The sequence below is a fragment of the Comamonas sp. 23 genome (genome assembly GCF_049601575.1).
GTDB lineage: Bacteria > Pseudomonadota > Gammaproteobacteria > Burkholderiales > Burkholderiaceae_C > Comamonas > Comamonas squillarum.
The window spans coordinates 2416287-2440526 of sequence record NZ_CP187127.1 but is presented as its reverse complement, the minus strand read 5'-3'; the positions used below and the strand labels follow the sequence as shown (position 1 = coordinate 2440526).

Genomic DNA, 24240 nt, shown 5'->3' with positions numbered 1-24240 from the left:
GGTCCATGCGCCAACGAGGCGCGTGCATCGGCCTGCCAGGCCAGTTCAAAGGGCGCCATTCTGCCTGCGTCTTCACGCCCGGCAGCAAGATGGGCCCTATTGTCCCCAATCGGGCAATACCCATGTTAACAGTACGATTGTCTTCGTACTATTAATATCATCCTTTTCTGGCCCTGTGCCGGTGCTGTCTTGAAGGCGCCGGATGTCGCAAAGTGGGAGCGCGCAGGGCTGTAACAAGCAGCTGAGTCCAGCTGAAAAACCGACCCAAGGAGGTCAACATGGCCCGCCATACCCCCATAGAACGCTATCGCAACATCGGCATCTCTGCGCACATCGATGCCGGAAAAACCACGACGACCGAGCGCATCCTGTTCTATACCGGGGTGAGCCACAAGCTGGGCGAGGTGCATGATGGCGCCGCCACAATGGACTGGATGGCCCAGGAGCAAGAGCGCGGCATCACGATCACCTCGGCCGCGACGACGGCCTTCTGGTCGGGCATGGAACGCAACTTTGCGGCGCACCGCATCAACATCATCGACACCCCCGGTCACGTGGACTTCACGATCGAGGTCGAGCGCTCCATGCGCGTGCTCGACGGCGCCGTCATGGTCTATGACTCGGTGGGCGGGGTGCAGCCGCAGTCCGAAACCGTCTGGCGCCAGGCCAACAAGTACAAGGTGCCGCGCCTGGCCTTTGTCAACAAGATGGACCGCATTGGTGCGGACTTCTTCCGCGTGCGCCAGATGATGGTGGACCGCCTCAAAGCCAACCCTGTGCCCATCGTGATTCCGATTGGTGCCGAGGCCGAGTTCTCGGGCGTGATCGACCTCATCAAGATGAAGGCCATCATCTGGGACGAGGCCTCGCAGGGCATGAAGTTCGAGTACCGGGAGATTCCCGCCGAGCTGCAGGCGACGGCGCAGGAGTGGCGCACCAAGATGGTGGAAGCCGCTGCCGAAGCGAGCGAAGCGCTGACCGACAAGTACCTGAGCGATGGTGATCTGCCCGAGGCCGACATCATTGCCGGCTTGCGCCTGCGCACGATTGCCACCGAGATCCAGCCCATGCTGTGTGGCTCGGCCTTCAAGAACAAGGGTGTGCAGCGCCTGCTGGACGCCGTGGTCGAGCTCATGCCGTCGCCGCTGGATGTGCCTGCGGTGACCGGCCACAGCGAAGACGAGAACGACAGCACGGTGCTCAGGCGCCGCGCCGACGATGGCGAGAAGTTCTCTGCCCTCGCCTTCAAGCTGATGACCGATCCCTTTGTGGGCCAGCTGACCTTTATGCGCGTCTACTCGGGCGTGCTCAGCAAGGGCGACCTGGTCTACAACCCGATCCGTGGCCGCAAGGAGCGCATTGGCCGCATCGTGCAGATGCATGCCAATGAGCGCCAGGAAATCGACGAGATCCGCGCCGGCGATATTGCCGCCTGCGTGGGCCTCAAGGAGGTGACCACCGGTGAGACCTTGAGCGACCCGAGCGCGCCCATCATCCTGGAGCGCATGTCCTTTCCTGAGCCCGTCATCGCGCAAGCGATCGAGCCCAAGACCAAAGCCGACCAGGAAAAGATGGGCATTGCGCTGTCGCGCCTGGCCGCCGAGGATCCGTCGTTCCGCGTGCGCACCGATGAGGAATCGGGCCAGACCATCATCGCCGGCATGGGCGAGCTGCACCTGGAGATCATCGTCGACCGCATGAAGCGGGAGTTCAATGTGGAGGCCAATGTGGGCAAGCCCCAGGTGGCCTACCGCGAGACCATCCGCAACACGGTCAAGGATGTGGACGGCAAGTTTGTGCGCCAGTCGGGCGGCAAGGGCCAGTATGGCCATGTGGTCTTCACCCTGGAGCCGATGGCGTCCGGCGAAGGCTTTGCGTTTGTCGACGAGATCAAGGGCGGTGTGGTGCCGCGCGAGTACATCCCCGCCGTTGAGAAAGGCGTGCGCGAGGCGCTGGCAACCGGCGTGCTGGCCGGCTACCCGGTGGTGGATGTGCGTGTGCGCCTCACTTTTGGTTCGTACCACGATGTGGACTCGTCCGAGCAGGCCTTCAAGATGGCGGCCATCTTCGGCTTCAAGGAAGGCATGAAGAAGGCCAACCCGGTCATCCTGGAGCCGATGATGGCCGTCGAGGTCGAAACGCCCGAGGACTATGCCGGCACGGTGATGGGCGACCTGTCATCGCGCCGGGGCATGGTCCAGGGCATGGATGACATCGCCGGTGGCGGCAAGAGCATCAAGGCCGAGGTCCCCTTGTCCGAGATGTTTGGCTATGCCACGCAGCTGCGCTCGATGACGCAGGGCCGCGCCACCTACACGATGGAGTTCAAGCGCTACACCGAAGCGCCAGCCCATGTGGTAGCCGGTATTGCGACCCGGTCGAACCGCTAAGCGACCGGAGATGCCAGCTGCTGCTGGCTGAACCCAGGCCCACCGCCCACCAGGCTGTGGGCCTGTTTTTTGTCCGCTGTCCGCCTGCGCTCACGCAAGTGCCCGGCCAGATGGCTGGGCTGCCTTGCCTTTCGACACCAGCCAATGCGCCACTAAGTTACATCCACAAATCGCTCTGCGAGCCAGTCAATAAACACCCGCAGCCGCGCCGACGGCTGGCGGCTGTAGGGGTGCAGCACCGAGACGGGCATCGGCGGCGGTGGCAGATCGGGCAGCACCTCCAGCAACTCGCCCTCTTGCAGCGCCTGCGCAATGCGGTAGCGCGGCACCTGCACCATCCCCAAGCCTGCCAGCGCAGCGCCGGTGTACAGATCGGCGCCGTTGACGGTGATGCTAGGTCTCAAGCGGCGCTCGACCACCTGCTTGCCCACGCAAAACTCCAGCGCCACCGGCCGGCCCGTGGCGCTGGAGACATAGGCCACAGCGGCATGCTGCGCCAGGTCATCGAGCGACTGCGGCAGGCCATGGCGCTGGGCATAGGCACGGCTGACGACCGTCACCTGGCGCAGCGACGCCACCTGGCGCCCGATCAGCGATGAGCTTTGCAGGCTGCCGGCCCGCAGCACGCAGTCCACCCCTTCGCGTACCAGGTCCACCAGCCGGTCGTCTTCGGCCATGTGCAGTTGCACCTCCGGGTACTGGTCCGCAAACGCCCCCAGATGCGGCATCACAAAAAAGCGCGCCAAGGTTCCCTGCAGGTTGACCCGCAGCAAGCCCTGCGGCGGCGCATGGCGAAAGGCGCTCTCGGCCTCCTGCAGATCGGCCAGCAGCCGGGTGCAGCGGCGGTAGTAGTCCTCTCCTTCGGCCGTCAGCCGCACCTGGCGCGTGGTGCGGTCCAGCAGGCGCGCGCCCACCCGCGCTTCCAGCCGCTGGACCAGGTTGGTCACCGTGGCACGCGGAATCTGCAAATCATCCGAGGCCTGCGCAAAGCTGCTGCGGTCGGCCACCCGCACAAATACCTGCATTTCCTGAAAGCGGTCCATCGCAGCAACGCCAACCCAAAGCGGCGTAGATTATTAAAGTAAACCGAATTATAAAATTCAAATCAGTGCAATGATCTTTTGAATGGAATAGTGAAAAATCCAGCCATTCGATCAACGATATGAAAGCAGACATGACCAAGCCCACATCCATTGCCCTGATCACCGGCGCATCGCGCGGCATCGGTGCCACCATTGCCCGGCGCCTGGCCCACGACGGCCATGCCATCGCCATCAACTACGCCAACAACGCGCAAGAGGCCGAAGCAATGGCCCAGGCGCTGGTGCAAGAAGGTGGCCAAGCGATGGCCATCCGCGCCGATATCTCGCAGGCTGACCAAGTGCAGGCGATGTTCAGCGCCGTCGAGAAGCAGCTGGGCCAGATTGATGTGCTCGTCAACAACGCCGGCGTGCTCGCCACCAGCACCCTGGCCGAGACCAGCGACGCGCTGTTTGCCAAGACCTTTGCGATCAACACCCAGGGCGTGTTCAACACGCTGCGCGAAGCGGCCACGCGCCTCAACACAGGCGGGCGCATCATCAACCTCTCGACCACCGCGCTGGCGCTGAACCTGCCCGGCTACGCGATCTACAACGGCAGCAAGGCTGCAGTCGAGGCCTTTACCCGCGTGTTCGCCAAGGAGCTGCGCGGCCGCCAGATCACCGTCAACGCGGTAGCCCCCGGCCCGGTCGCCACCGAGCTGTTCTTTGCCGGCAAGAGCGAGGCGCAAATTGAGCACTTTGCCAAGATGCCGCCGCTGGAGCGCCTGGGCGAGCCCGAGGACATCGCGGCCGTGGTCGCCTTTTTGGCGAGCAAGGAGTCGGGCTGGATCAACGGGCAGGTGCTGCGCGCCAATGGCGGCGTGGCCTAAATCGCCACCCCACTCTGCAAGACACCCGGGTTGAGGCGCCTTGCCTCACCACTCCGCCACACTGCCATCGGCATGGCGCCATACTGGGTTGCGCCAACGGTGGCCCTCTTTGGCGCGCTCGGCCACATAGGCCTCGTTCACCTCGATGCCCAGGCCCGGGCCGCCGGGCATCGCCACATAGCCGTCCTGGTAGTCAAAGGCATCGCGGTTGTGCACGTAGTCGAGCAGGTCATTGCCCTGGTTGTAGTGGATGCCCAGGCTTTGCTCCTGGATGAAGGCGTTGTAGCAGACCGCATCGATCTGCAGGTTGGCCGCCAGCGCAATCGGGCCCAGCGGGCAATGCAGCGCAACGGCCACATCGTAGGCCTCGGCCATTGCGGCGATCTTGCAGGTCTCGGTGATGCCACCGGCATGCGACGGATCGGGCTGGATGATGTCGACACCGCCCTGCGCAAACACGCGCTTGAAATCCCAGCGCGAATAGAGGCGCTCGCCCAGTGCAATCGGAGCGGCGCCAAGGGCGGCGAGTTCGGGGATCACCTCCAGGTGCTCGCTGAGCACGGGCTCTTCGATGAACATCAGGTTGAAGTCGCGCAGCTCGCGCATCAGTACCTTGGCCATGGGCTTGTGCACCCGGCCGTGGAAGTCCACGCCAATGCCGATGTGCTTGCCCACCGACTCGCGGATCATCGCCACATTGGCCACAGCCTGCTCCACCTTGGCGTGGCTGTCGATGTACTGCATCTCCTCGGTGCCATTCATCTTGACGGCGGTAAAGCCCCGCGCCACGGCGGCTTGCGCTTGCGCCGCCGTGTCAGCCGGGCGGTCGCCGCCAATCCAGGAGTAGACGCGGATACGGTCGCGCACCTTGCCGCCCAAGAGCTCATGCACGGGCACACCCAGCGCCTTGCCCTTGATGTCCCACAGCGCCTGGTCGACGCCAGCAATAGCACTCATCATCACCGGCCCGCCTCGGTAGAAGCCGGCGCGGTACATCACATTCCACAGGTCCTGCACGTTGCGCGGGTCGCGGCCCACCAAGTAGTCGGAGAGTTCCTCGACCGCTGCAGCCACGGTGTGGGCGCGGCCTTCGACCACCGGCTCGCCCCAGCCAACGATGCCCTCGTCGGTTTCGATCTTGAGAAAGCACCAGCGCGGTGGCACGATAAAGGTGGTGAGCTTGACGATTTTCATGGGAAGAACTGAGAAAAATGAGGGTGGGAATCAGCAGTGGTGGCTGGGGCTGGTGCGCAGGCTCACTCAAAGTCCAGCAGCACCTTCATCGCCTGCGAGCGGTCGGCCGCCAGCGCAAAGGCGCGGGCCGAATCGCGGTAGGACAAGGTGGCGGAGATCAGCGGCTTCACATCGACCAGCCCCTTGTTGAGCAGGGCCACCGCAGTGGCAAACTCCTCATGGAAGCGGAACGAGCCGCGCCAGTCGAATTCCTTGGCCACCAGCGTGTTGATCGGCAAGGTCATCTCGGCACCGGCCAGCCCCAGCTGCACGATGGTGGCGCGCGGGCGCAGCACATCGAAGGCGCCGCGCAAGGCATGCGGGTTGCCGCTGGCCTCGAACAGCACATCGAACTGGCCCTTGTCGGCCGCATAACGGGCCAGGCCATCGGACGACTCGCCCACATGCACGACCTCATCGGCGCCCACCTGCAAGGCCTTGGCCAGCGGGTGCGCGCTCATGTCGGTAGCCACAATGTGCGCGGCGCCTGCGCGGCGCGCGGCGATGATGGCCAGCGCACCAATCGGCCCACATCCCGTCACCAGCACCTTACGGCCCAGCAGCGGGCCGGCCCGCTGCACGCCATGCAGCGCAACTGCCAGCGGCTCGGCCATGGCCCCTTCGGCATCGCTCACCTGCGCGGCCAGCAGATGGGCCTGGTGCGCCTCGATGACGATCTGCTGGCGAAACGCCCCTTGCACATGGGGCGTGCGCATCGCGCTGCCGTAGTAACGCATGTCCAGGCAGTGGTTTTGCAGGCCCATCTGGCAAAAGCGGCACTGGCCGCAGGGCCAGCTGGGGCTGACTGCGATGCGCTGGCCGGCAGAAAAGCCTTGCACATCAGCGCCTACCGATTCGATGACGCCCGAGACCTCATGGCCCAGCACCATCGGCTCCTTGATGCGCACCGTGCCAAAGCCGCCGTGCTGGTAGTAATGCAGGTCAGAGCCGCAGATGCCGCCGCAGCGCACCCGCACCAGCATCTGGCCAGGCCCAGGCGCAGGCGCGGGGACGGATTGCACCCGCAGATCGCCGGGTGCGTGGATAACGAGCGCTTCCATATCAGAAATTCCTAGGTTGGTGTGTGATGGCGCACTGAAGGATCAGCGTTTGGTATTGCGGTAGATGGCCAGCGCTGCATAGAACGACTGGGCAAACTCCTGGCCGACGGTCGCCTGGTTCTTGTCGATCACCGGCTGCACCGCAGCGCGGATCTTTTCCAGCTCGGCAGCGGGCATCTCGCCCACCTGCATGCCATGCGATTGGAGCTGGGCGACCACCTCGCCAGCCTGGCGCAGCTCTTCGCTGCGCTGCAGGGTGCGGGCCTTTTCGGCGGACTGCTGCACGGCCTGCTGCTGCGCGGGCGTCAGGCCCGACCACCATTTCTCGGACGCGATCAGTGCGACGGGCGTGTATACATGGTTGGTGATGGTCAGGTACTTCTGCACCTCGTACATCTTGTTGGCATACATGTCGACCACCGGGTGCTCATAGCCATCGAGCGCCTTGATCTCCAGCGCGGGATAGACCTCGGAGAAGGCCATCGGCACGGCGTTCATGCCCATGGCATTGAAGCTGGCCAGCGCCATCGGGCTTTGCATCACGCGCACGCGCAAACCCTTCATGTCCGCCAGCGTCGCCAGCGGCCGCTTGCTGTTGGACATATTGCGGAAGGCGCCGCCCGCCCAGACGAGGCCACGCATCTTCATATCGGCAATGTCGCCCAACATCTGGCGGCCCACGGGGCCATCGAGCACATGGGCGGCCTCGGCATCGCTGGCAAACAGAAACGGAAAATCAAAAATCTGCAGCGCCTTCTTGCGCGCGGCGATGGGCGAGAGCGCGCCCATGTACAGGTCCTGCGTGCCGCTTTGCACTGCAATCAGCATCTTGTCTTCGCTGCCCAAGGTGGCGCTGCTGTACACATCGATCTGCACCTTGCCATCGGTGGACTTGGCGACATCGGCGGCAAACTGCTTCATCGCGATGGCGCGGGGGTGCGAATCGGCAAAGGAATGGCCCAGGCGTGCGCGCTTGCCCTCCTGGGCTTGCGCGGGCGCCAGGCCCAGCACCACCAAGGTGGCGCAGGCCAGGCCTGCAACGAGGCTGCGGCGTGGAATCAATTTCATGGTTGGCTCCTTGTCTTTTTTGGGCAAAGCCCGCCCTTGGCGCTTGCTGCTTGCAAGCGCCCAAGGCTCTTCAATGAATGGGTTTGGGGTGACGGTTTGAGGCTTAGCGGCTCATCATCTCCAGCGGCCACATCACGATCTGCGGGAACACCACGAGCAGGAACATCACAATCGTCTGGGCCACCATGAACGGAATCACCCCCTTGATGGCGCCGCTCATCGGTATCTTGGCGACCCCGCAGACGACATTGAGCACGGTGCCCACCGGAGGGGTGACCAGGCCGATGGCGTTGTTCATGATGAACAGCACGCCGAAGTAGACCGGGTCGATGCCCGCCTGCTTGAGCACCGGCATCAGCACGGGCGTCATGATCAGCACCGTGGGCGTGAAATCCAGCGCCGTGCCCACCAGCAGTACCAGCACCATCAGCGCAAAGGTAAGCAGCATCTTGTTGTCCATCAGCGGCTCGACCAGCGCGGCCAGCTGCTGCGGAATGTTCGCGGTGGTGATCAGCCAGGCCGATACACCGGCGGCCGACACCAGGAACATGATGATGGCCGTGGTCTCAGCTGCGCGGTAGATCAGGCCAAACAGCTGGTTCAGCTTGATCTCGCGGTAGACGAACATGCCCACCAGCAGCGAGTACATCGCAGCCATGACGGCGGCCTCGGTCGGGGTGAACCAGCCGAACTTCAGACCACCGATGATGACCACCGGCAGCACCAGCGCCCACAGCGATTGGCGTGTGGCGGCCAGGCGTTCAGCCGTGCTGCGCTTGGGCTCGGTGACGATCGGGTCACGGCCAATGCACCAGCGCCAGGCCAGCAAGATCGCGGCACCCATCAACAGGCCCGGCACAATGCCGGCGATGAACAGCTTGGTGATGGACACGCCACCGGTCACGCCATACAGAATCATTGCGATCGATGGCGGAATCACCGGCGCGATGATGCCGCCGCAGGCGATCAAGCCGCAGGAGCGGTTGACCTCATAGCCGGCCTTGCGCATCATCGGCACCAGCACGGCGGCCAGTGCCGCCGTATCGGCCACGGCCGAGCCCGAGAGCGAGGCCATGATGACCGCAGCGCCCACGGCCACATAGCCCAGCCCGCCCCGGATATGGCCAATCCAGGCCATGGCCATGTGGATGATGCGGCGCGTCATGCCGCCGGCGTTCATGAATTCGCCCGCGAGCATGAAAAACGGCACGGCCAGCAGTGGGAAGCTGTTGGCGCCATCCCACATGTTCTGCACCACGATCTGCGGATCGGTAAAGCCCATGTAGTACATCAGCGCCAGACCGCAGCCGATCAGCGCAAACGCAATGGGCATGCCCAGCGCCATCAGGCCCAGCAGCGACGAGATAAAAATGAAGATGGTCATGCGCGACCTCCTTGGGACCGGGCCTGCGATGGGGTCTGCTCCTGCATGGCGTGCTCGGCCTCGCGTGCCTCTTCCATGCCCTCTTCCTGCACATCGATCAGCTCATCGTCCGCCACCTTGCCCAGCACCAGACGCACCAGGTTCGACAGGCAGATGAAGCCAATGGCCGCCCCGGTGAAATAGCTCACACCGTAGACCCAGAGCATGCTCAGTTGGGCCACCGGAGAGGCATTGCCCGCGATGATGTCGTGCTGCAGCCAGGTGCCGTAGACGATATAGACGCAGCACAGCAGCATGATGGCCTGGCTCAGGCCCCAGCACACGCGGCGGCCGGCCAGCGGCATCATCTGCACCATCAGGTCCACCCCCAGATGGGCGCGCTTGCGCATGCCCACGATGGCGCCCAGAAAGGTCAGCCACACAAAGGCAAAGCGCGGCACCTCTTCGGACAGATCAATGCCGGTATTGAAAAACAGCCGCAGCATCACATTGCCGAACACCATCACCAGCATGACGAGCATGCACAGCACCATGGCGATTTCCAGCGCGCGCGTCAGCCCGTCGGCGAGCATTTTGAGTACCTTGCCCATGGCAACACCTTTCCCGGCAGCGCGGCCTTGTGCCGTGCCGCCACCTGAATGCTTGTATGTCTATGCCGGCAGCGCCGCGCCATGAGGCGCTGCCAGAACCTTGAAAAGAAATGCAGGGAGCGGACCCAGCCTATGCCGGCCTGGGCCCATACCCTTCCTGGGCCTTACTGGGCCTTGCGCGCCTGCTCGATTTCGGCAAAGAAGCCCTTGACGAACTCATCGCCGATCTGCGGCGAGAACTTGGCCAGCACGGGCTTGATCTTGTCCTGCATGCGTGCCAGCTCGGCAGCGGGCATGGTGTCCACCGTCACACCGGCCTTCTTGAAGTTGTCGATGGCCTGGCTGTCGCCTTCATCGAGCAGCTTGCGCTGCAGCAGGCCCGCTTCGGTCGCGGCCTTTTGCACACCGGCCTTGTCGGCGGGCGAGAGGCCATCCCAGAACTTCTTCGATGCGACCAGGGCCGACGGCGTGTAGACGTGGTTGGTTATGGTGATGAACTTCTGCACTTCCTGCATCTTGTTGGCCCACATGTGCTGCAGCGGGTTCTCCTGGCCGTCGAGCGCCTTGATCTCCAGCGCCGGGAACACCTCGGCAAAGGCCATCGGGGTGGCATTGGCGCCCAGGGTCTTCCAGGTATCGAGGGCCACCGGGTTGGTCATCACGCGGATCTTGAGGCCGCTCACATCCTCGGGCTTGGCCACGCGGTGCTTGCTGTTGGACAGGTTGCGAAAGCCCATGCCGGTCCAGGTCAGGCCCACCAGGTTGGCCGGTGCGATCTTCTCGAAAATCTTCTTGGACGAGGCGCCATCGAGCACCGCATAGACTTCGGCCGAGTTGCGGAACATGAAGGGCAGATCCCAGACCTGCACTTCCTTGATCCGCGAGGACAGCGGCGCCAGGGTGCCGATGTACAGATCCTGCGTGCCAGCCTGCACGGCCTGCAGTTGCTTCTCGTCGCTGCCCAGCACCGCGCTGTGGTAGGCCTGCACCTTGACATTGCCATTGGTGTAGGTGGATGCGAGCTCGGCGAACTTGTTCATCGCGATGGCTTGCGGGTGGCTCTCGGGCATCGCATGGCCGACGCGGGCCTTGACTTCGGCATAAGCGGCGCCAGCGCCCATTGCCGATGCCGCCAGGGTGGCCAGCACGATGCGGCGCAGTTGGAAGTGAGTGGTCATCTGTCTGTCTCCGTCTTTGTTGTCAATCGAAAAAAGCCGGCGCTGCTGGCCCGGCATGCTGAGAATCAGGGGGTCTGCAGGCTCCCATCGGCCAGGCGCGTCTGCGTCCAGGTGGTCACTTCGCTGCTGCAGGGGTACTTGGCCGCTTCGCGCTCGTCAATGTCCACACCCAGGCCGGGCAGGTCATTGGCGTAGACATAGCCATTGCGGAATGTGGGCAAACCGGGGAACACGGCCAGCAGCGCATCGCGCGGGCCCTTGAGCGCCTGGATCACAAAATTGGGCGGCTCGGTGCCCGACCACTCTTGCACGCCAAAATTGCGCGAGGCCAGGTCGATATGGATATTGGCCGCATGCGCCAGCGGCGACATATCGCCCGGGCCATGCCAGGCTGTGCGCACGCCGTACTGCTCGGCAAACAGCTGCAGCTTGCGCGCCGGTGTGATGCCGCCCACCTGGCTCAGGTGCACGCGGATAAAGTCAATCAGCCGCTCGGCGATAATGCCGCGCCATTCAAAGGGGTGGTTGAACAGCTCGCCCTGGGCCAGCGGCACATTGGTCTTGTCGCGCAGCTGGCGCAGCCAGTCGCCCTCCTCCAGCGCAATCGCGTCTTCCAGAAAGAACAGCTCATAGGGCTCCAGCGCCTGCGCAAAGCGGATGGCATCGGCGGGTTTCAAGCGCTCGTGCACGTCATGGCACAGCTCCACCTCAAAGCCGATGCGGCTGCGGATGGCGTCAAACATCTTGAGCGTCTCGCGCATGTACTTGCGCGCATCCAGATAGATGCCGTCAGCGGCGCCCCGGGGCGCCGTGCCGGGCGCCGCGCCAAAACCGCCACCGCCATAGCCGCCGCTTTGGCAGCGGATATGGGTGATGCCCTGCTCGCGGTACTTCTGGATGTTGTCGCAGAGCTCTTCCAGATCCCGCCCATCTGCATGGCGGTAGATGGGCACGCCCTCGCGCAGCTTGCCGCCCAGCAGTTGGTACAGCGGCATGCCGGCCTGCTTGCCTTTGAGGTCCCACAGCGCCATGTCCACGCCCGAGATCGCATTGTTCTCGATGGGGCCGTTGCGCCAGTAAGCGTTCTGGTGCATCAACTGCCACAGCTCTTCAATCTGGCTCGCATCGCGGCCGATGAGGAGCGGGCGCAGGTACTGCTCGACCAGGCACTGCACTGCCAGATGGCGGTAGGCAAAGGTGGCGCAACCCAGGCCGAAGAGGCCGGGCTGGTTGGTCTCGATCCTGACGACCAGCAGGTTGATTCCCTCGGGCGCCGTCGCGATGACTTTGACGTCGGTAATCAGGGTAGCCATGGTGCCGCGCCCGCTTACAGCACCGCCAGCCAGCCGCCATCCACATAGATGATCTGGCCGTTGACGTAGTTGGATGCACCCGAGGCCAGGTAGATGGCCGTGCCCACCAGCTCATCGGACCGGCCCCAGCGCTGCGTGGGGTTGCTGGCCTTGACCCAGGCATCAAACGCGGCGTTGTTGACCAGCGCCTCGTTCATGTCGGTGAGGATGTAGCCCGGGCCGATCGAGTTGGCCTGGATACCATGCATGGCCCACTCAGCGGCCATCGCCTTGGAGAGCATCTTGATGCCGCCCTTGGCCACCGTGTACGGCGCCACCGTGGCACGGGCCGCCTCGCTGGTCAGCGAGCCGATATTGATGATCTTGCCGCCCGTCCCGCGTTCGATCATGCGGCGCGCTGCGGTGCGGCCCACCACAAAGGCCGCCGTCAGGTTGGTGTTGATGACCCGGCTCCAGTCCTCCAGCGACACATCGAGCAGAGGCTCGCGGTGCTGGATGCCGGCATTGTTGACAACGATATCGATCGCGAGGCCTTGGGCATCGAACGCAGCAAAGGCCGCTTCTACCGCCGCCTGGTCGGCCACATCAAAGGCCGCCCCTTGGGCTTTGAGGCCCATGCCCTGCAACTGCGCCACAGCCGCATCCACTGCTGCCTGCTGGCGGCTGTTGACCACCACCGTTGCCCCCGATTCCGCCAGGCCCTGGGCCAGCGCCAGCCCAATGCCGCGCGAGGAGCCGGTAATCAGCGCCGTACGGCCCGACAGATCAAACAGGGAACGAGACATGGAATGGCGACCTTGAGAATTTCAGAAGTCGCCATCATCGGTTTATTTGTATGATGATTGAATCAGAGCAAACCCTAGGAAATACGCCACCCTTGCGCTTTGCGCGACAGCCGCGCGAAACCTGGATGTACAGGCTTTCAGGCGGGTGCGCCCCAACGGGCAATCGTGTCGGCCAGCAGTGCCCGCATCCACAGCTGCGCATCATCGGCACTGCGCCGCTCAATCGCCGCCAGCACCTTGCCGTGCATCAGCAGACCATCATTGAACTGCCCGGCCTGCTGGGCATTGACGGTGAGCAAGGACTCCAGCGCCGAGGCCACAATGCCGCCCAGCGAGATCAGCAAGGGGTTGCCCGTGGCCTGCAAGATGCTCTGGTGGTAGGCCAGGTCGGCGACCACCCATTCATCAATGGACGTTGCGGCCTCCATCGCCGCAAAGGCCTGCTGCAGCGCCAGCAACTGCGCATCGCTGTGCATGCGCGCTGCCAGCGAGGCAGCGGCCGGCTCCAGAATGCCGCGCATGACCATCAGGTGCCGGCCCAGCTCCTGGTCCACCCCCTGGCTGCAGAGCCAACCCAGCACATCGGCATCAAACAGGCTCCACTGCTCCTGCGGCCGCACGCGCGTACCGGTGCGGGGCCGCGCCTCCAGCATGCCCTTGGCGCTGAGCGCCTTGATCGCCTCGCGCACCGCAGTACGGCTCACCCCCAGCCGCTCGCACAGCTCCTCCTCATTGGGCAAGGTGGCGCCAGGTCCGTACTCGGGACTGGCAATCAGCCGCCCCAGGCTGTCCATCACCTGGTGGTGCAGACTGCTGCCGGGCTGTGACGATAAGGACATGGGAATCGGTGGTGGTATAGATTCATTCATCATACAAAATAAAACGGATGGGGGCCAGCGTCTGCAGACTTCGAGTGCTGACCACGCCTTGCGGCAGATCATGCCCGCCTTCTGCGCCCAAGCACGGGACTCGCCTTTGCAGATGCGACACGCAACCGCGCTGCATGCGAACCGCCGCTTACATGTGTACGCCATCGCTTTGGTGCCGTGATGAACCCACACCCCCGTTTCCCAGCAAAAGGCCGCCCGAAGGCGGCTTGTGAGGGCGACAGCCCGAGCCGCTATACGCGACGGCGGCCCTTGCCTGCCACACCGACCATGCCCATCGCCGCCAGCAGGCCGGAGGCCAGCAAGATGCCCCATGTGCTGACGCTAGGCACCGGTGTAGGCGCGACGACCGTTTGCACAAAGACCTGGCTGTCCTCTGCCGGGTAATTTGCATCACCGCTGTACCGCGCCACAATCTCATGTGCCCCCAACGCATACAGCTTGTTCGTGGTCAGGCTGGCTGCGCCATCCACCAAGGGGGCAACGCCCAGCGAAGTGGTGCCGTCAAACACTTCCAAGCTGCCCGTGGGCACAGGCGCAGCCTTGGTCTGCAGCGCAGCACGCTTGGCAGCATCAAAGGCTACCGCTACGCCAAAGGTCACGTTCTGACCAGGCTGCGAGGGATTGAGGCTGGACGAGACCGTGATCGACGAGCCCCCTTGGCCGACTGCAATGGTCTGCTGCACCTGCTCAGCCGCATCAAAATTGGCATTGCCCAGCTGGTTGGCATTGATCACGCAGTTGCCCACGCCGTTGAACTCCACCACGGCCGCAGTCACGCTACAGACAGAAGCACTTGCAGCGTCAATCGCAAAAGTCACCGCATTGCCGGATTGACCGCCGGTGGCTGTCACCGTGTAGGAACTACCGACCTTGGGTGTCGCAGGGACGTTGGAGCTAAAACTAATCACCTGCGCACCCTTGCTAACGGTCACATTCCGCTGTATTTGCGGGGCGGCCAGGTAGTTGTCATTGCCAGCCTGGTCCGCCTGGACCGTGCAGACCCCCGCAGCAACCATGGTGATGACCGAGCCATTGGCCCCGCCTGACGAGCAGATCGCAGCACTGGCCGGCGCAACACTGAACGTCACCGGCAGGCCCGAGGCTCCACCGGTAGCCGCCACCGAGAAGGTGCCGTTCTCACTGTAGGCCGGAGCAGCGGGAGTCACATCGATCGCGGAAATCACTTGTGCAGCTTTGGTGATGGTGACATTCAAAGTTGCCTCAGTGGCAGCGTTGTAATTGGTATTGCCGGCCTGGTTGGCCAACAAAGCACAGACCCCACTACCCAAGATGGAGACGGTGTTGCCACTGATCGAACACACTGCACTGCTGGACGCTGCCACGCTGAAGACCACTGGCAAACCGGAGGCGCCGCCAGTGGCAGCCACCGAGAACGAACCACCGGCGCTGTACACCGGGCTGGCAGGGGTCGCAATAAAGGCGGAAATAGCTTGCGCGGCTTTGCCGATGGTGACATTCAATGAGGCCTGGCTGGCCACGCTGTAGTTGGCATTACCCGCCTGGTTGGCCTGAAGCGCACAAACGCCGCTGGCAGCCATAGTGACGGTGCTGCCTGCGACGGTGCATACACTTGGGGTCGTCGAGCTGTATACCACTGGGTTGCCAGAGCCACCGCCAGTGGCCGTGACGGTAAATGTGCCGCCTGGGGCATAGACAGGGCTGCCGGGGATTGCCGCAAAACCGCTGATGGCCTGACTGCCTTGTGCGATGGTCACGGTATAAGCCCGTGAACCACTGAAGCCGTTGCTGGACGTCGCTTGCACCGTGAAGTTAAACGAACCTGCCGCTGTCGCTGTTCCGGACAGTACGCCTGCAGGAGAGAGCGTCAGCCCAGTGGGCATTGTGCCTCCCGTTACCGAGAAGGTGTAGGGACCAGTGCCACCATTAGCGCTCGTTGCCGTCAGGGTCTGCGAGTACGCGCCATTGAACGCGCCGTTGGGCAAGGTAGCCGGATTGACGCCGACGGCTACGGTCACACAGCTCAGATTGGCGTTGACCACATTGCTGCTGATGGCAGTACCGGATGCATTGGCCACGCTGCACAGCTGCCCCGAAGGCGCACTTGAAACACTGATACTCCAGTTGGCACCTTGTGGAAGCTGCGTAGCAAAGTTGTAGCTGCTAGCGGCTTGCGCCACCACGACTTGCTGGGAACTAGCAGGATTGGTTGCATTGAGCTGCAATGTGACGCTGGCAGTCTGCCCTGAAGCAGCTCCGCCCACAGAGAATGTACTTGGCGCAAAACAAAGAAGTGCTGCGCCATTTCCGGCCTGCACGCCATTGTTAATAGTGACTGCCGACATACCGGTAGCCCCTGAGGAGCCACCGGCACCGCCGCCGCCACCACCATTCCAGTTTTGCTGGCAAGCTGTGGTACCTACACCGGCGCCGCCACCGCCTGCACCTACAGTGGCACCGCCACCGCCACCGCCGCCAAACCCGGCGCCGCTGAACGAACCAGAAAAGTTGAACGAGTCACCACCATCGCCATTGCTGGCGTTGCCGGGCGTAGCGGGGAAGGTACCACACCCTCCACCGCCAGTACCACCGGTGCCTACCGTGCCGCCTGCGCCGCCAAAGGGGCCAGGGCCACCAGGTACTGTGGCACCTGCGCCGCCAGTTCCACCTCCACCTACACCGCCATTGCCACCGGCAATGACATTGGCGGTGCTCCAGCCCGCATTGCCGCCACCACCGCCTCCGCCTGCTATTGCAACCCGGTTGCCGATGCCATTACCGCCTATGCGAAGGTCTGTCGCCCCACCGCCAATACCATCAGCCCCCTGGCCAATGCCGCCAGGGTTGACGGCCTGCGATCCCTGCCCACCGACCCAGACGGACAAGGTGGCACCAGGAGTAACAGCCACAGTGCCTCGCACACGCCCGCCAAGTCCGCCACTGCCGCCGGGCGAATTGGGGCTACCGCCAATGGTCCCCGCTCCGCTACGGCCTGAACCACCCTGCGCTCCGCTGAGGTAGGCCGTGAGGCTAAAGACACCGGCAGGCACTGTGACGGTCTGCTCTCCGCCTGTGAATCCGAAGGCCGCAGGCGTCTCACCTACTGCGCAGCTCTGTGCGTTGACCGATGCAACACCCAGCAAAGCAGCAAGACCGAGAAGCCATGAAGCACCTCTTTGCAGGCCCCTCTGCGACATAGGGGGAACACTGCGTTTCGCTGCAGATGCATCGCGTAATACATTGGGTATGCGCATGGGAGACCTTGCGGTTAAAGAGTCGTCACATAGCAAAATGTTGCGTGCGCATCATTTTGTTGCAAGTTGACGTGCGCGTAATTTAGTGGGTATTTACTATTTTTACCATCCCCAAAAATAGTGATATTTATGTAGCCAAGCATGTATTTCACCCTTGAGTACCAGCACCTGGCCTACAAAAAAGCGAAAAGCTATCGATATCGCTGAAAATTCAACGAATAAGCATTTCCGCGCTACCCCATGCTCGACATCAGCGTGGACACCCTGCCGATCTTGGCTGCATCGGGTTATCCGGAGGGAACTTCAACGCTGACCCCGCTGAAAGGCCGCCTCGCCGCGCAGAAATCCCAGCCATCACCGGACAGAAGTCACTTGGCATCAAGTGGCAGCGCACTCGCCAGCCACCGGCCAGTAATAGCTGTCCGGCATGGCCCGCGCACCAAAAATCGCCTGCCCCACACGCACGACGGTAGCACCCTCCTCCACCGCCATCTCGTAGTCCCCCGACATGCCCATCGACAGCCCATCCAGGCAGATACCGGCCGGCGCGTCCTGTCGCAGCTGATCGCGCAAGCCACGCAGGCGCACAAAGCACTGGCGCACCTGCGCGGCCTCGGCAGAAAACAGCGCCAAGGTCATCAGCCCGCGCACACGCAGCGCAGAGAAAGCGGGCAGCGCCTTGACGAATGCAGCAGCTTCCTCAGGCGGCAGGCCATACTTGCTCGCCTCGCCCGAGGTGTTGATTTGCACAAAGACATCCAAGCTGCGCCCTTCCACTTGCAGGCGCCGCTCGAGCGCCTCGGCCACACGCAGGCTGTCCAGCGCCTGAAACTCGGTTGCAAAACGCGCCACCAGCTTGGCCTTGTTGGTTTGCAGGTGGCCGATGACCGACCACTGCAGATCGGGCAAATCCTGCATTGCCTCCCACTTGCCATAGGCCTCCTGCGGCTTGTTCTCGCCCAGCATGCGGCAGCCGGCGGCATAGGCCAGGCGCAGGCTGGACTCGGGCTTGGTCTTGCTCACAGGCAACAGGCGCACTGCCGCCGGGTCGCGCCCCACCCGCTGGCAGGCCGCCGCGATGCGGGCCTGGACGATGGCCAGGTTGTGGCGAAAGTCATCGACGGACTCGGCCTGTGGCCAGCGGCCATGCTGGTCATGCCGGGTCGCGGTAGTGAACTGACTGTGTGCTTTCATGCCGATGCTTTCTCTGGTGCGTAGGTGCGAATCTGCCGGTGCATCAATCGCAATGCTGCAGCTCGATGATGGCAAAGCCACTGCGCGCGATCTCTTGCTCCACCGCTGGCGCAGCCGCCTGGACATGGCAAAAGCGGCATGCCTGCGCTGTCAACGATTCAGCCGGCAGCTGCTTGGCGGCCAGATAGCGGCGCCCATGCGCCAACACGGCATCGATCCCCTTATCGGGCTCCTGGTCACGCACGAGGATATCGAAATGCATTCTGCGCCCATCGGGCCGCAGCACATAGGTGTCAAACACAGCAATCTTCATTCAGTACCTCTTGGGCAGCAACAGGTCGATGGGGAGCGCAGGTGCAGAGCTCACTTCAGCGCAACCTTCGGAAAATCCACTGGCACATCCAAGGCAACATTGATGTAGTTGGTGAACAGGTTCAAAGCCACATGCGCGATGATCTCAACCACCTGCTCGTCGCCAAAACCGACCTGGTGCAGGCTGGCAATGTCGGCATCGCTGATCTGCGCACGCTGCGCCACCACCTTCAACGCAAACGCCAACGCAACTGCGGTTTTGGCATCACCCGAATGGCCAACCTGGGCGGCCGACATATCGGCCAGGCTGGCACCGGCCTTTTGGCCCAGCACCGTGTGGGCGGCCAGGCAGTATTCGCAGCGGTTGTAGTTGGCAATGGCAACCGCCAGTTGCTCGCCAAGCTTCGCACCAATGCTGCCCTTGCCCAGCGCGCCAAAGGCGGCCCACATGCTGTGCAACGCAGCGGGAGAGTTGGCGACCGCCTTGAACATATTGGGCGTGGCACCAAAGGCGCTGTGGATCTGGGCCATCACGGCTTGGCTGGCGGCGGGGGTGTTGTCGGTAGAAACGCGGGACATGAAAGACTCCTGAAGGGGTTGAAACGCAGAGCCAGTATGCGTGCCCCAAATGTATAATTTGGACTAACTAATTCACAAATAACACCAATTCGTACATCATGCAGCCCCCAGCCCCTATCGACCGCCTCTCCAGCATCCTGGAGCGCTTTCGCGTCAAGGCGCAGCTGCACCACTCCGGCGCGTTGTGCGGACTGACCCACTTTGATGCCGGTGAGGGCTTTGGCTACCTGCATGTGCTGCGCCGTGGCGAGCTGGAAGTGAGCCACCCCGGTGCCCGCGATGTGCCGCAATTGCTGCGCTTTGACGAGCCCACCGTGCTGCTCTACCCTGCCCCGTTCACGCATCGCTTCCACAACCCGCCGCAAGAAGGCGCCGACTTCAGCTGCGCGCGCCTCGTGTTTGAAGGCGGGTCGGCCAACCCGCTCGCCCGCTCACTGCCGCCTTTAATAGCTTTGCCGCTGGCCCAGGTGCCCGGCATGGACATGGCGCTGCAACTGCTGCTGTCCGAAACCGGCCAGCTGCGCTGCGGCCAGCGCCTGCTGGTCGATCGTCTGTTTGAAGTCGTCGTGATCCAGCTGCTGCGCTGGCTGCTGGACCACCCGCAGGACGCGGGCATCCGCCCTGGCCTGGTCAATGGCATGTCCGACCCACGCTTGGCCCGCGCCCTGGTCGCCATGCACGAAGCCCCAGGCGACGCCTGGACCTTGGAGCGCATGGCAGCGCAAGCGGGCATGTCGCGCACCGCGTTTGCCAACACCTTTCGCGATCTGGTGGGGCAAACGCCTGCCGATTATTTGACAGGTTGGCGTGTGGCACTGGCCCAGAACGGGCTGCGCGAGAGGCGCTCGATCAAGGTGCTGGCGGAGGAGCTGGGGTATGCGAATCCGTCCGCCTTGTCGCGGGCGTTTGCGGGGAAGGTGGGGGTGTGGCCTCGGGAGTGGTTGGCGACGCTGGTTCAAGCCCATCCTTAAGCTGCACCTCGGCTCTGCACATTGACGCTCGGAGACACATTTTTTATGGATCTAATGAACCAAGGGCATCTCCATGGAATATTTGCCCACCAACCTTTCACTGTGAAAATCACTAATTTTGGGGATTGCACGTAAAAGAACTCTTATATCAAATGTTATTTTTTATATAAGAGGCTAAACAATGCGCGTTCTTCATACTCTCAGGATCGGTATTCTTTCTGCAGGGCTGGCATCAGCAGGCTTGGCCAATGCTGCCGTAGAGACATTTTTCGGAGAGGATGCTGTTAATGGATCTGCCAGCGCACCCAGACCTCAATCCGATGCCGCGCGGGATGCATTTATTGCGCGACTGAATGGCGCAAACACTGAGAATTTTGATGCGATCAGTGCAGGCACGCCGGCGCCATTTTCTGTGAACATGGGCGCATCTGGAACCGCAACTCTTTCCGGATCAGCAACGGTTACCAACTTTTTGGGAAGTGGCAGATTTGCTACGTCCGGCTTCAACTTTATAGAGACCAGCACCAACTTTACCATTAGCTTCTCATTGCCACAGACCGCTTTTGGATTCTATGCGACAGACATATCCGATTTTGGCGGACAGTTGAGCATCACCTATTCAGATGGCACATCCAGTACAGTTGCCGTCCCACATAGCAATCCCGCCACAGATGGCTCAGTATTTTATTATGGCCTCATAGATATGGACAATCCATTTGTCTCTGTTGTTTTTAATAACAGTAATGCAACGGATATCTTTGGCTTTGATGATTTAACTGCTGGCACTGCAGCCCAGGTGATTCCGCCGGTTTCTATCGCCACTGCAAGTCTGCCAGCAGGAATGCATGGCAAAGACTATTTACCATTTACGGTAGAAGCAACTGGCGGACTCGCTCCGTTGACTTGGAGCGCAAACAATCTTCCTGCTGGACTTCTTCTTGACCCGGTAACCGGCGTCTTATCTGGCAAACCTACACAGAGCGGCACATTCACGGTGGATATTTCCGCAACGGATGCCAGTAGCCCCACGTCGCTCAGCGATACCAAGTCGTTCACGATAGAAATCACAGCGGTGCAAGCAACTGCAGCTCCCACACCGGTGCCAACCCTCGGTATCTGGGCTACCGTTGCTCTTTCGTCCCTGCTTGCGCTCTTTGGTTGGACGCGCCGCCGCCAGTATTAATCTGGCTGAGAATGCGCCCGCAGATCCCGTGGCTACTGGCCTTGCACCCAGCGGCAAATGACAGACCTAGATGCCTGAAGGGCGTAAAAAAGCCCGCTATACAGCGGGCTCAGCAGGGAATGCCTTCAAGCTAATTCTGGCTTACTTTCTAAAGCCAGCTCACTCCCACTCAATCGTCGCAGGCGGCTTGCTAGACACATCATACGTAACGCGATTGATCCCGCGCACTTCATTGATGATCCGGTTCGACACCCGCTTGAGCAGCCCATAAGGCAGCTCAGCCCAGTCCGCCGTCATGAAGTCGCTGGTCTGCACCGCGCGCAGCGCCACGACGTAGTCGTAGGTGCGGCCGTCGCCCATGACGCCCACGCTCTTGACGGGCAGGAAGACAGTGAAGGCCTGGCTGGTCAGGTCGTACCAGGTCTTGCCGGTGGCATCGTCCACCCAGTTGTTCAGCTCTTCGATAAAGATGGCGTCGGCGCGGCGCAGCAGATCGGCGTATTCCTTTTTCACTTCGCCCAGGATGCGCACCCCCAGGCCTGGGCCGGGGAAGGGGTGGCGGTAGACCATGCCGCGCGGCAGGCCCAGGGCTACGCCCAGCTCTCGCACTTCGTCCTTGAACAGGTCGCGCAGCGGCTCGAGCAGCTTGAGGCCCAGCTGCTCTGGCAGGCCGCCCACGTTGTGGTGGCTCTTGATGGTGACGGCCTTCTTGCTCTTGGCGCCGCCCGATTCGATCACGTCGGGGTAGATGGTGCCCTGGGCCAGGAAGGTCGCGCCCTTGTGGCCGCCGTCGCCTGCTTTGAGCTTGGCGGCCTCGGCCTTGAAGACGTCGACAAACAGGCCGCCGATGATCTTGCGCTTGGCTTCTGGCTCGCTCACGCCAGCGAGCTTGCCCAGGAACAGGTCAGACGCATCCACACGGATGACCTTGGCGTGGAGCTTGCCTTCGAACATCTCCATGACCATGTCGCCTTCGTTGAGGCGCAGCAGGCCGTGGTCGACAAACACGCAGGTCAGCTGGTCGCCAATGGCGCGGTGGATCAGCGCGGCAGCGACGGACGAATCGACACCGCCGGACAGGCCCAGAATCACCTCTTCGTCACCGACTTGCTCGCGGATCTTAGCCACAGCTTCTTCGATGTAGTCACCCATGATCCAGTCGGCCTGGGTGGCGCAGATGTCGAGCACAAAGCGGTTGAGCAAGGCCTGGCCTTGCACGGTGTGCGTTACCTCGGGGTGGAACTGCACCGCGTAGTAGCGGCGGGCCTCGTCGGCCATGCCGGAGATCGGGCAGGATGGCGTCGAGGCCATGACCTTGAAGCCTGGCGGCAGCGCGGTGACCTTGTCGCCGTGGCTCATCCAGACCTTGAGCATGCCGTGGCCTTCGGGGGTGACGAAGTCCTCGATGCCCTTGAGCAGCTCGGTGTGGCCATGGGCGCGTACTTCGGCGTAGCCAAACTCGCGGCTGTTGGAGCCTTCGACCTTGCCGCCCAGCTGGGTGGCCATGGTCTGCATGCCGTAGCAGATGCCCAGCACGGGAATGCCCAGCTCGAACACGGCATCCGGCGCGCGGTCGTCCACTTCGTAGACGCTGGCATGGCTGCCGGACAGGATCACGCCCTTGAGCTTGCCGTCTGCGGCAAACTCGCGCACCCAGTCGCTGCTCACATCGCAGGGATGCACTTCACAGTAGACATGGGCTTCGCGCACGCGGCGGGCGATCAGTTGGGTGACTTGGGAGCCAAAGTCAAGGATGAGGATCTTGTGGTGTTGCATAGCAGGATCGTTGGGTTTGGATGGTGGAAAAACGGGGTGGATGGGTCAAAAATCGTCGGCCGCCAGCACGGTGATGCCGCATTGGCGGGCTGCTGCCACTTGCGCGGCATCAAAACTGGCCAGCGGCAAGCGCAGCGACTGCGCCAGCCACAGGTAGGCGGCATCGTAGACCGGCAGGCCGGTGGCCAAGGCCACATCCAGCACGGCCTTGTGCTGGGCGGGGGCCAGGTCATGGAGTTCCACCCGGTGGCGTATCGCATCGAGCACGCCCCAGAGACCTTCGACACTGCCCAGCGGGACACGGCCGCTGTTGGCCCCGGTGGCAATCAGGTTGCTGCATTCCCAGAACCACAGGTTGGGCGCTTGCGGATCCACCTCATGGCGGCGAATGCGGGCGTAGAGGCGCTGGGTATGGCTACTCGCCGCTTCGGGCAGCAGCCAGGCGGCGGTGACCGAGGCATCGAGCACAAAGGCGCTGAAGGCGGCGCTCATGCGGCGCTCCTGCCGCTGCGGCGCAGCTGGGGGACTGCATCCGCATCAGACGCCGGCGCAATACTGGCCTGCAACGCCTCGATCTGCGCCAGCTCCCGGGCAATCTGCTCGTCGGTGATCACCGGCTTGCGCCGCATCGGCAGCATGCGCACCACTTCCTTGCCGTGGCGCGTGATGCGCACTTCCTCGCCCTGCTCGACCAACTCGACCAAGGCAGAGAAACGGGTTTTCGCTTCGTAGATACCGACGCTGTGCATGGAAGTGGGTGACAAAAAATCTGTCCTGAACATCAATTCAGACCAGATTCTAGCATTCAGACCAGTTTTATGCCAATAGCTGGCACAAGAGGTGAGAATACAGCCCAGCAAACCAAAGGTTTGCGGTTGAGGCTAGGCGCGCAGCCGCAGGCAGTACTGAAGTACGAAAAGGCAAGCAACAACGCATCAAGGGTTGTGTTCTCGCCTCGAAAGGAGGAGCGCCGCGTCAGTGCAAGGTGGTGAGGTATACGCTGTCAAAGGTACAGGGTACGTGGTTCCGGGCTGATGGGTAAGCCGTGTATTGAGCACGTTTGCGCTGCCCTCCGCGCATCCAGATGGGACCCAGAATATTTTCAACCCCCTGGCTCCCAGCCGGGGTCTTTGCACTCGCCCGTGGCGCTCCAAAAACTAGATGGTGATCCTTTATGGGGTCAGTGAA

At 62.5% G+C, this 24240-nt stretch carries 22 protein-coding genes; 5 read left to right on the top strand and 17 right to left on the bottom strand.

The features are described from left to right. Positions 1 to 278 precede the first annotated feature (278 nt). The gene (gene fusA / locus ACPEE1_RS10965) at positions 279 to 2390 is read left to right on the top strand and encodes an elongation factor G (protein WP_423936339.1); all 2112 of its coding nucleotides are present in this window, start codon (positions 279 to 281) and stop codon (positions 2388 to 2390) included. A gap of 152 nt (positions 2391 to 2542) precedes the next feature. On the opposite strand, the gene ACPEE1_RS10960 is transcribed toward fusA, so the two are convergent. Next, on the bottom strand, positions 2543 to 3433 hold the full coding sequence (locus ACPEE1_RS10960; RefSeq protein WP_116924066.1) for a LysR family transcriptional regulator: 891 nt from the start codon (positions 3431 to 3433) through the stop codon (positions 2543 to 2545). A gap of 131 nt (positions 3434 to 3564) precedes the next feature. Between ACPEE1_RS10960 and ACPEE1_RS10955 the strand changes: the two genes are divergently transcribed. Then, positions 3565 to 4302, top strand: a complete 738-nt coding sequence (locus tag ACPEE1_RS10955) for an SDR family oxidoreductase (protein WP_423936337.1) — start codon at positions 3565 to 3567, stop codon at positions 4300 to 4302. A 45-nt stretch (positions 4303 to 4347) separates the two neighbouring features. On the opposite strand, the gene dgoD is transcribed toward ACPEE1_RS10955, so the two are convergent. The 10 genes from dgoD to ACPEE1_RS10905 form a co-directional block, all read right to left on the bottom strand. Next, positions 4348 to 5496, bottom strand: a complete 1149-nt coding sequence (gene dgoD / locus ACPEE1_RS10950) for a galactonate dehydratase (protein ID WP_182341821.1) — start codon at positions 5494 to 5496, stop codon at positions 4348 to 4350. Between the two features lie 62 nt (positions 5497 to 5558). Further along, positions 5559 to 6596 (bottom strand): L-idonate 5-dehydrogenase, encoded by a 1038-nt coding sequence (locus ACPEE1_RS10945; RefSeq protein WP_182341824.1) that lies wholly within the window; start codon positions 6594 to 6596, stop codon positions 5559 to 5561. 42 nt (positions 6597 to 6638) lie between these two features. Next, positions 6639 to 7664, bottom strand: a complete 1026-nt coding sequence (locus tag ACPEE1_RS10940) for a DctP family TRAP transporter solute-binding subunit (protein ID WP_182341827.1) — start codon at positions 7662 to 7664, stop codon at positions 6639 to 6641. A 103-nt stretch (positions 7665 to 7767) separates the two neighbouring features. After that, positions 7768 to 9048, bottom strand: a complete 1281-nt coding sequence (locus ACPEE1_RS10935; RefSeq protein ID WP_116924071.1) for a TRAP transporter large permease — start codon at positions 9046 to 9048, stop codon at positions 7768 to 7770. Next, positions 9045 to 9638 carry a TRAP transporter small permease gene (locus ACPEE1_RS10930; RefSeq protein ID WP_116924072.1) on the bottom strand — a complete coding sequence of 198 codons (594 nt, stop codon included), beginning with the start codon at positions 9636 to 9638 and terminating at the stop codon, positions 9045 to 9047. The genes ACPEE1_RS10935 and ACPEE1_RS10930 overlap by 4 nt, the downstream gene beginning before the upstream one ends. 164 nt (positions 9639 to 9802) lie before the next feature. Then, complete coding sequence (locus ACPEE1_RS10925) at positions 9803 to 10816, bottom strand: TRAP transporter substrate-binding protein (RefSeq protein WP_182341831.1); 1014 nt, start codon at positions 10814 to 10816, stop codon at positions 9803 to 9805. Between the two features lie 65 nt (positions 10817 to 10881). Next, positions 10882 to 12129, bottom strand: coding sequence for an enolase C-terminal domain-like protein (locus ACPEE1_RS10920; protein ID WP_116924074.1), 1248 nt, complete (start codon positions 12127 to 12129; stop codon positions 10882 to 10884). Positions 12130 to 12143: 14 nt separating this feature from the next. After that, positions 12144 to 12914 (bottom strand): SDR family oxidoreductase, encoded by a 771-nt coding sequence (locus ACPEE1_RS10915; protein WP_423936333.1) that lies wholly within the window; start codon positions 12912 to 12914, stop codon positions 12144 to 12146. 137 nt (positions 12915 to 13051) lie between these two features. Continuing rightward, positions 13052 to 13753 (bottom strand): FadR/GntR family transcriptional regulator, encoded by a 702-nt coding sequence (locus tag ACPEE1_RS10910; RefSeq protein ID WP_165841089.1) that lies wholly within the window; start codon positions 13751 to 13753, stop codon positions 13052 to 13054. 281 nt (positions 13754 to 14034) lie between these two features. Next, positions 14035 to 15861, bottom strand: a complete 1827-nt coding sequence (locus ACPEE1_RS10905) for an Ig-like domain repeat protein (RefSeq protein ID WP_182341837.1) — start codon at positions 15859 to 15861, stop codon at positions 14035 to 14037. A gap of 321 nt (positions 15862 to 16182) precedes the next feature. On the opposite strand from ACPEE1_RS10905, the gene ACPEE1_RS10900 reads away from it, so the two are divergent. Continuing rightward, positions 16183 to 16779: a hypothetical protein gene (locus ACPEE1_RS10900; RefSeq protein WP_182341840.1), complete on the top strand. Its 597-nt coding sequence runs from the start codon at positions 16183 to 16185 to the stop codon at positions 16777 to 16779. Positions 16780 to 17415: 636 nt separating this feature from the next. Here ACPEE1_RS10900 and ACPEE1_RS10895 read toward each other — a convergent pair. Genes ACPEE1_RS10895 through ACPEE1_RS10885 form a run of 3 tightly spaced genes read right to left on the bottom strand, consistent with a single transcriptional unit; the run spans position 17416 to position 19122 of the window. Beyond that, entirely contained in the window at positions 17416 to 18231 is an 816-nt protein-coding gene (locus ACPEE1_RS10895; RefSeq protein ID WP_260719692.1) for a YggS family pyridoxal phosphate-dependent enzyme, read from the bottom strand. A 43-nt stretch (positions 18232 to 18274) separates the two neighbouring features. After that, entirely contained in the window at positions 18275 to 18544 is a 270-nt protein-coding gene (locus ACPEE1_RS10890) for a DUF2024 family protein (RefSeq protein WP_260719693.1), read from the bottom strand. A gap of 50 nt (positions 18545 to 18594) precedes the next feature. Continuing rightward, the gene (locus ACPEE1_RS10885; protein ID WP_182341843.1) at positions 18595 to 19122 is read right to left on the bottom strand and encodes a carboxymuconolactone decarboxylase family protein; all 528 of its coding nucleotides are present in this window, start codon (positions 19120 to 19122) and stop codon (positions 18595 to 18597) included. A 98-nt stretch (positions 19123 to 19220) separates the two neighbouring features. On the opposite strand from ACPEE1_RS10885, the gene ACPEE1_RS10880 reads away from it, so the two are divergent. Both ACPEE1_RS10880 and ACPEE1_RS10875 read left to right on the top strand, forming a co-directional pair. Next, positions 19221 to 20093: an AraC family transcriptional regulator gene (locus ACPEE1_RS10880; protein WP_182341846.1), complete on the top strand. Its 873-nt coding sequence runs from the start codon at positions 19221 to 19223 to the stop codon at positions 20091 to 20093. A gap of 181 nt (positions 20094 to 20274) precedes the next feature. Continuing rightward, positions 20275 to 21276 carry an IPTL-CTERM sorting domain-containing protein gene (locus ACPEE1_RS10875; protein ID WP_423936329.1) on the top strand — a complete coding sequence of 334 codons (1002 nt, stop codon included), beginning with the start codon at positions 20275 to 20277 and terminating at the stop codon, positions 21274 to 21276. A 159-nt stretch (positions 21277 to 21435) separates the two neighbouring features. Here ACPEE1_RS10875 and guaA read toward each other — a convergent pair whose 3' ends face one another. The 3 genes from guaA to ACPEE1_RS10860 are packed head-to-tail and all read right to left on the bottom strand — an operon-like array spanning position 21436 to position 23801. Further along, positions 21436 to 23052: a glutamine-hydrolyzing GMP synthase gene (guaA, locus tag ACPEE1_RS10870; protein ID WP_423936327.1), complete on the bottom strand. Its 1617-nt coding sequence runs from the start codon at positions 23050 to 23052 to the stop codon at positions 21436 to 21438. A 45-nt stretch (positions 23053 to 23097) separates the two neighbouring features. Then, positions 23098 to 23544 (bottom strand): type II toxin-antitoxin system VapC family toxin, encoded by a 447-nt coding sequence (locus ACPEE1_RS10865; RefSeq protein WP_182342012.1) that lies wholly within the window; start codon positions 23542 to 23544, stop codon positions 23098 to 23100. Next, on the bottom strand, positions 23541 to 23801 hold the full coding sequence (locus ACPEE1_RS10860; protein WP_116924086.1) for a type II toxin-antitoxin system Phd/YefM family antitoxin: 261 nt from the start codon (positions 23799 to 23801) through the stop codon (positions 23541 to 23543). Before ACPEE1_RS10860 ends, ACPEE1_RS10865 begins: the two co-directional genes overlap by 4 nt. Between the last annotated feature and the right edge of the window lie 439 nt (positions 23802 to 24240).

Bases quoted from the DNA above. Each gene is read 5' to 3' on its own strand.
- ACPEE1_RS10875 (WP_423936329.1), top strand. From the start codon at position 20,275: ATGCGCGTTCTTCATACTCTCAGGATCGGTATTCTTTCTGCAGGGCTG.
- ACPEE1_RS10915 (WP_423936333.1), bottom strand. From the start codon at position 12,914: ATGTCTCGTTCCCTGTTTGATCTGTCGGGCCGTACGGCGCTGATTACC.
- fusA (WP_423936339.1), top strand. From the start codon at position 279: ATGGCCCGCCATACCCCCATAGAACGCTATCGCAACATCGGCATCTCT.
- ACPEE1_RS10890 (WP_260719693.1), bottom strand. From the start codon at position 18,544: ATGAAGATTGCTGTGTTTGACACCTATGTGCTGCGGCCCGATGGGCGC.
- ACPEE1_RS10960 (WP_116924066.1), bottom strand. From the start codon at position 3,433: ATGGACCGCTTTCAGGAAATGCAGGTATTTGTGCGGGTGGCCGACCGC.
- ACPEE1_RS10945 (WP_182341824.1), bottom strand. From the start codon at position 6,596: ATGGAAGCGCTCGTTATCCACGCACCCGGCGATCTGCGGGTGCAATCC.
- ACPEE1_RS10935 (WP_116924071.1), bottom strand. From the start codon at position 9,048: ATGACCATCTTCATTTTTATCTCGTCGCTGCTGGGCCTGATGGCGCTG.
- ACPEE1_RS10880 (WP_182341846.1), top strand. From the start codon at position 19,221: ATGCAGCCCCCAGCCCCTATCGACCGCCTCTCCAGCATCCTGGAGCGC.
- ACPEE1_RS10860 (WP_116924086.1), bottom strand. From the start codon at position 23,801: ATGCACAGCGTCGGTATCTACGAAGCGAAAACCCGTTTCTCTGCCTTG.
- ACPEE1_RS10940 (WP_182341827.1), bottom strand. From the start codon at position 7,664: ATGAAATTGATTCCACGCCGCAGCCTCGTTGCAGGCCTGGCCTGCGCC.
- ACPEE1_RS10920 (WP_116924074.1), bottom strand. From the start codon at position 12,129: ATGGCTACCCTGATTACCGACGTCAAAGTCATCGCGACGGCGCCCGAG.
- guaA (WP_423936327.1), bottom strand. From the start codon at position 23,052: ATGCAACACCACAAGATCCTCATCCTTGACTTTGGCTCCCAAGTCACC.
- ACPEE1_RS10930 (WP_116924072.1), bottom strand. From the start codon at position 9,638: ATGGGCAAGGTACTCAAAATGCTCGCCGACGGGCTGACGCGCGCGCTG.
- ACPEE1_RS10895 (WP_260719692.1), bottom strand. From the start codon at position 18,231: ATGAAAGCACACAGTCAGTTCACTACCGCGACCCGGCATGACCAGCAT.
- dgoD (WP_182341821.1), bottom strand. From the start codon at position 5,496: ATGAAAATCGTCAAGCTCACCACCTTTATCGTGCCACCGCGCTGGTGC.
- ACPEE1_RS10955 (WP_423936337.1), top strand. From the start codon at position 3,565: ATGACCAAGCCCACATCCATTGCCCTGATCACCGGCGCATCGCGCGGC.
- ACPEE1_RS10925 (WP_182341831.1), bottom strand. From the start codon at position 10,816: ATGACCACTCACTTCCAACTGCGCCGCATCGTGCTGGCCACCCTGGCG.
- ACPEE1_RS10885 (WP_182341843.1), bottom strand. From the start codon at position 19,122: ATGTCCCGCGTTTCTACCGACAACACCCCCGCCGCCAGCCAAGCCGTG.
- ACPEE1_RS10865 (WP_182342012.1), bottom strand. From the start codon at position 23,544: ATGAGCGCCGCCTTCAGCGCCTTTGTGCTCGATGCCTCGGTCACCGCC.
- ACPEE1_RS10910 (WP_165841089.1), bottom strand. From the start codon at position 13,753: ATGTCCTTATCGTCACAGCCCGGCAGCAGTCTGCACCACCAGGTGATG.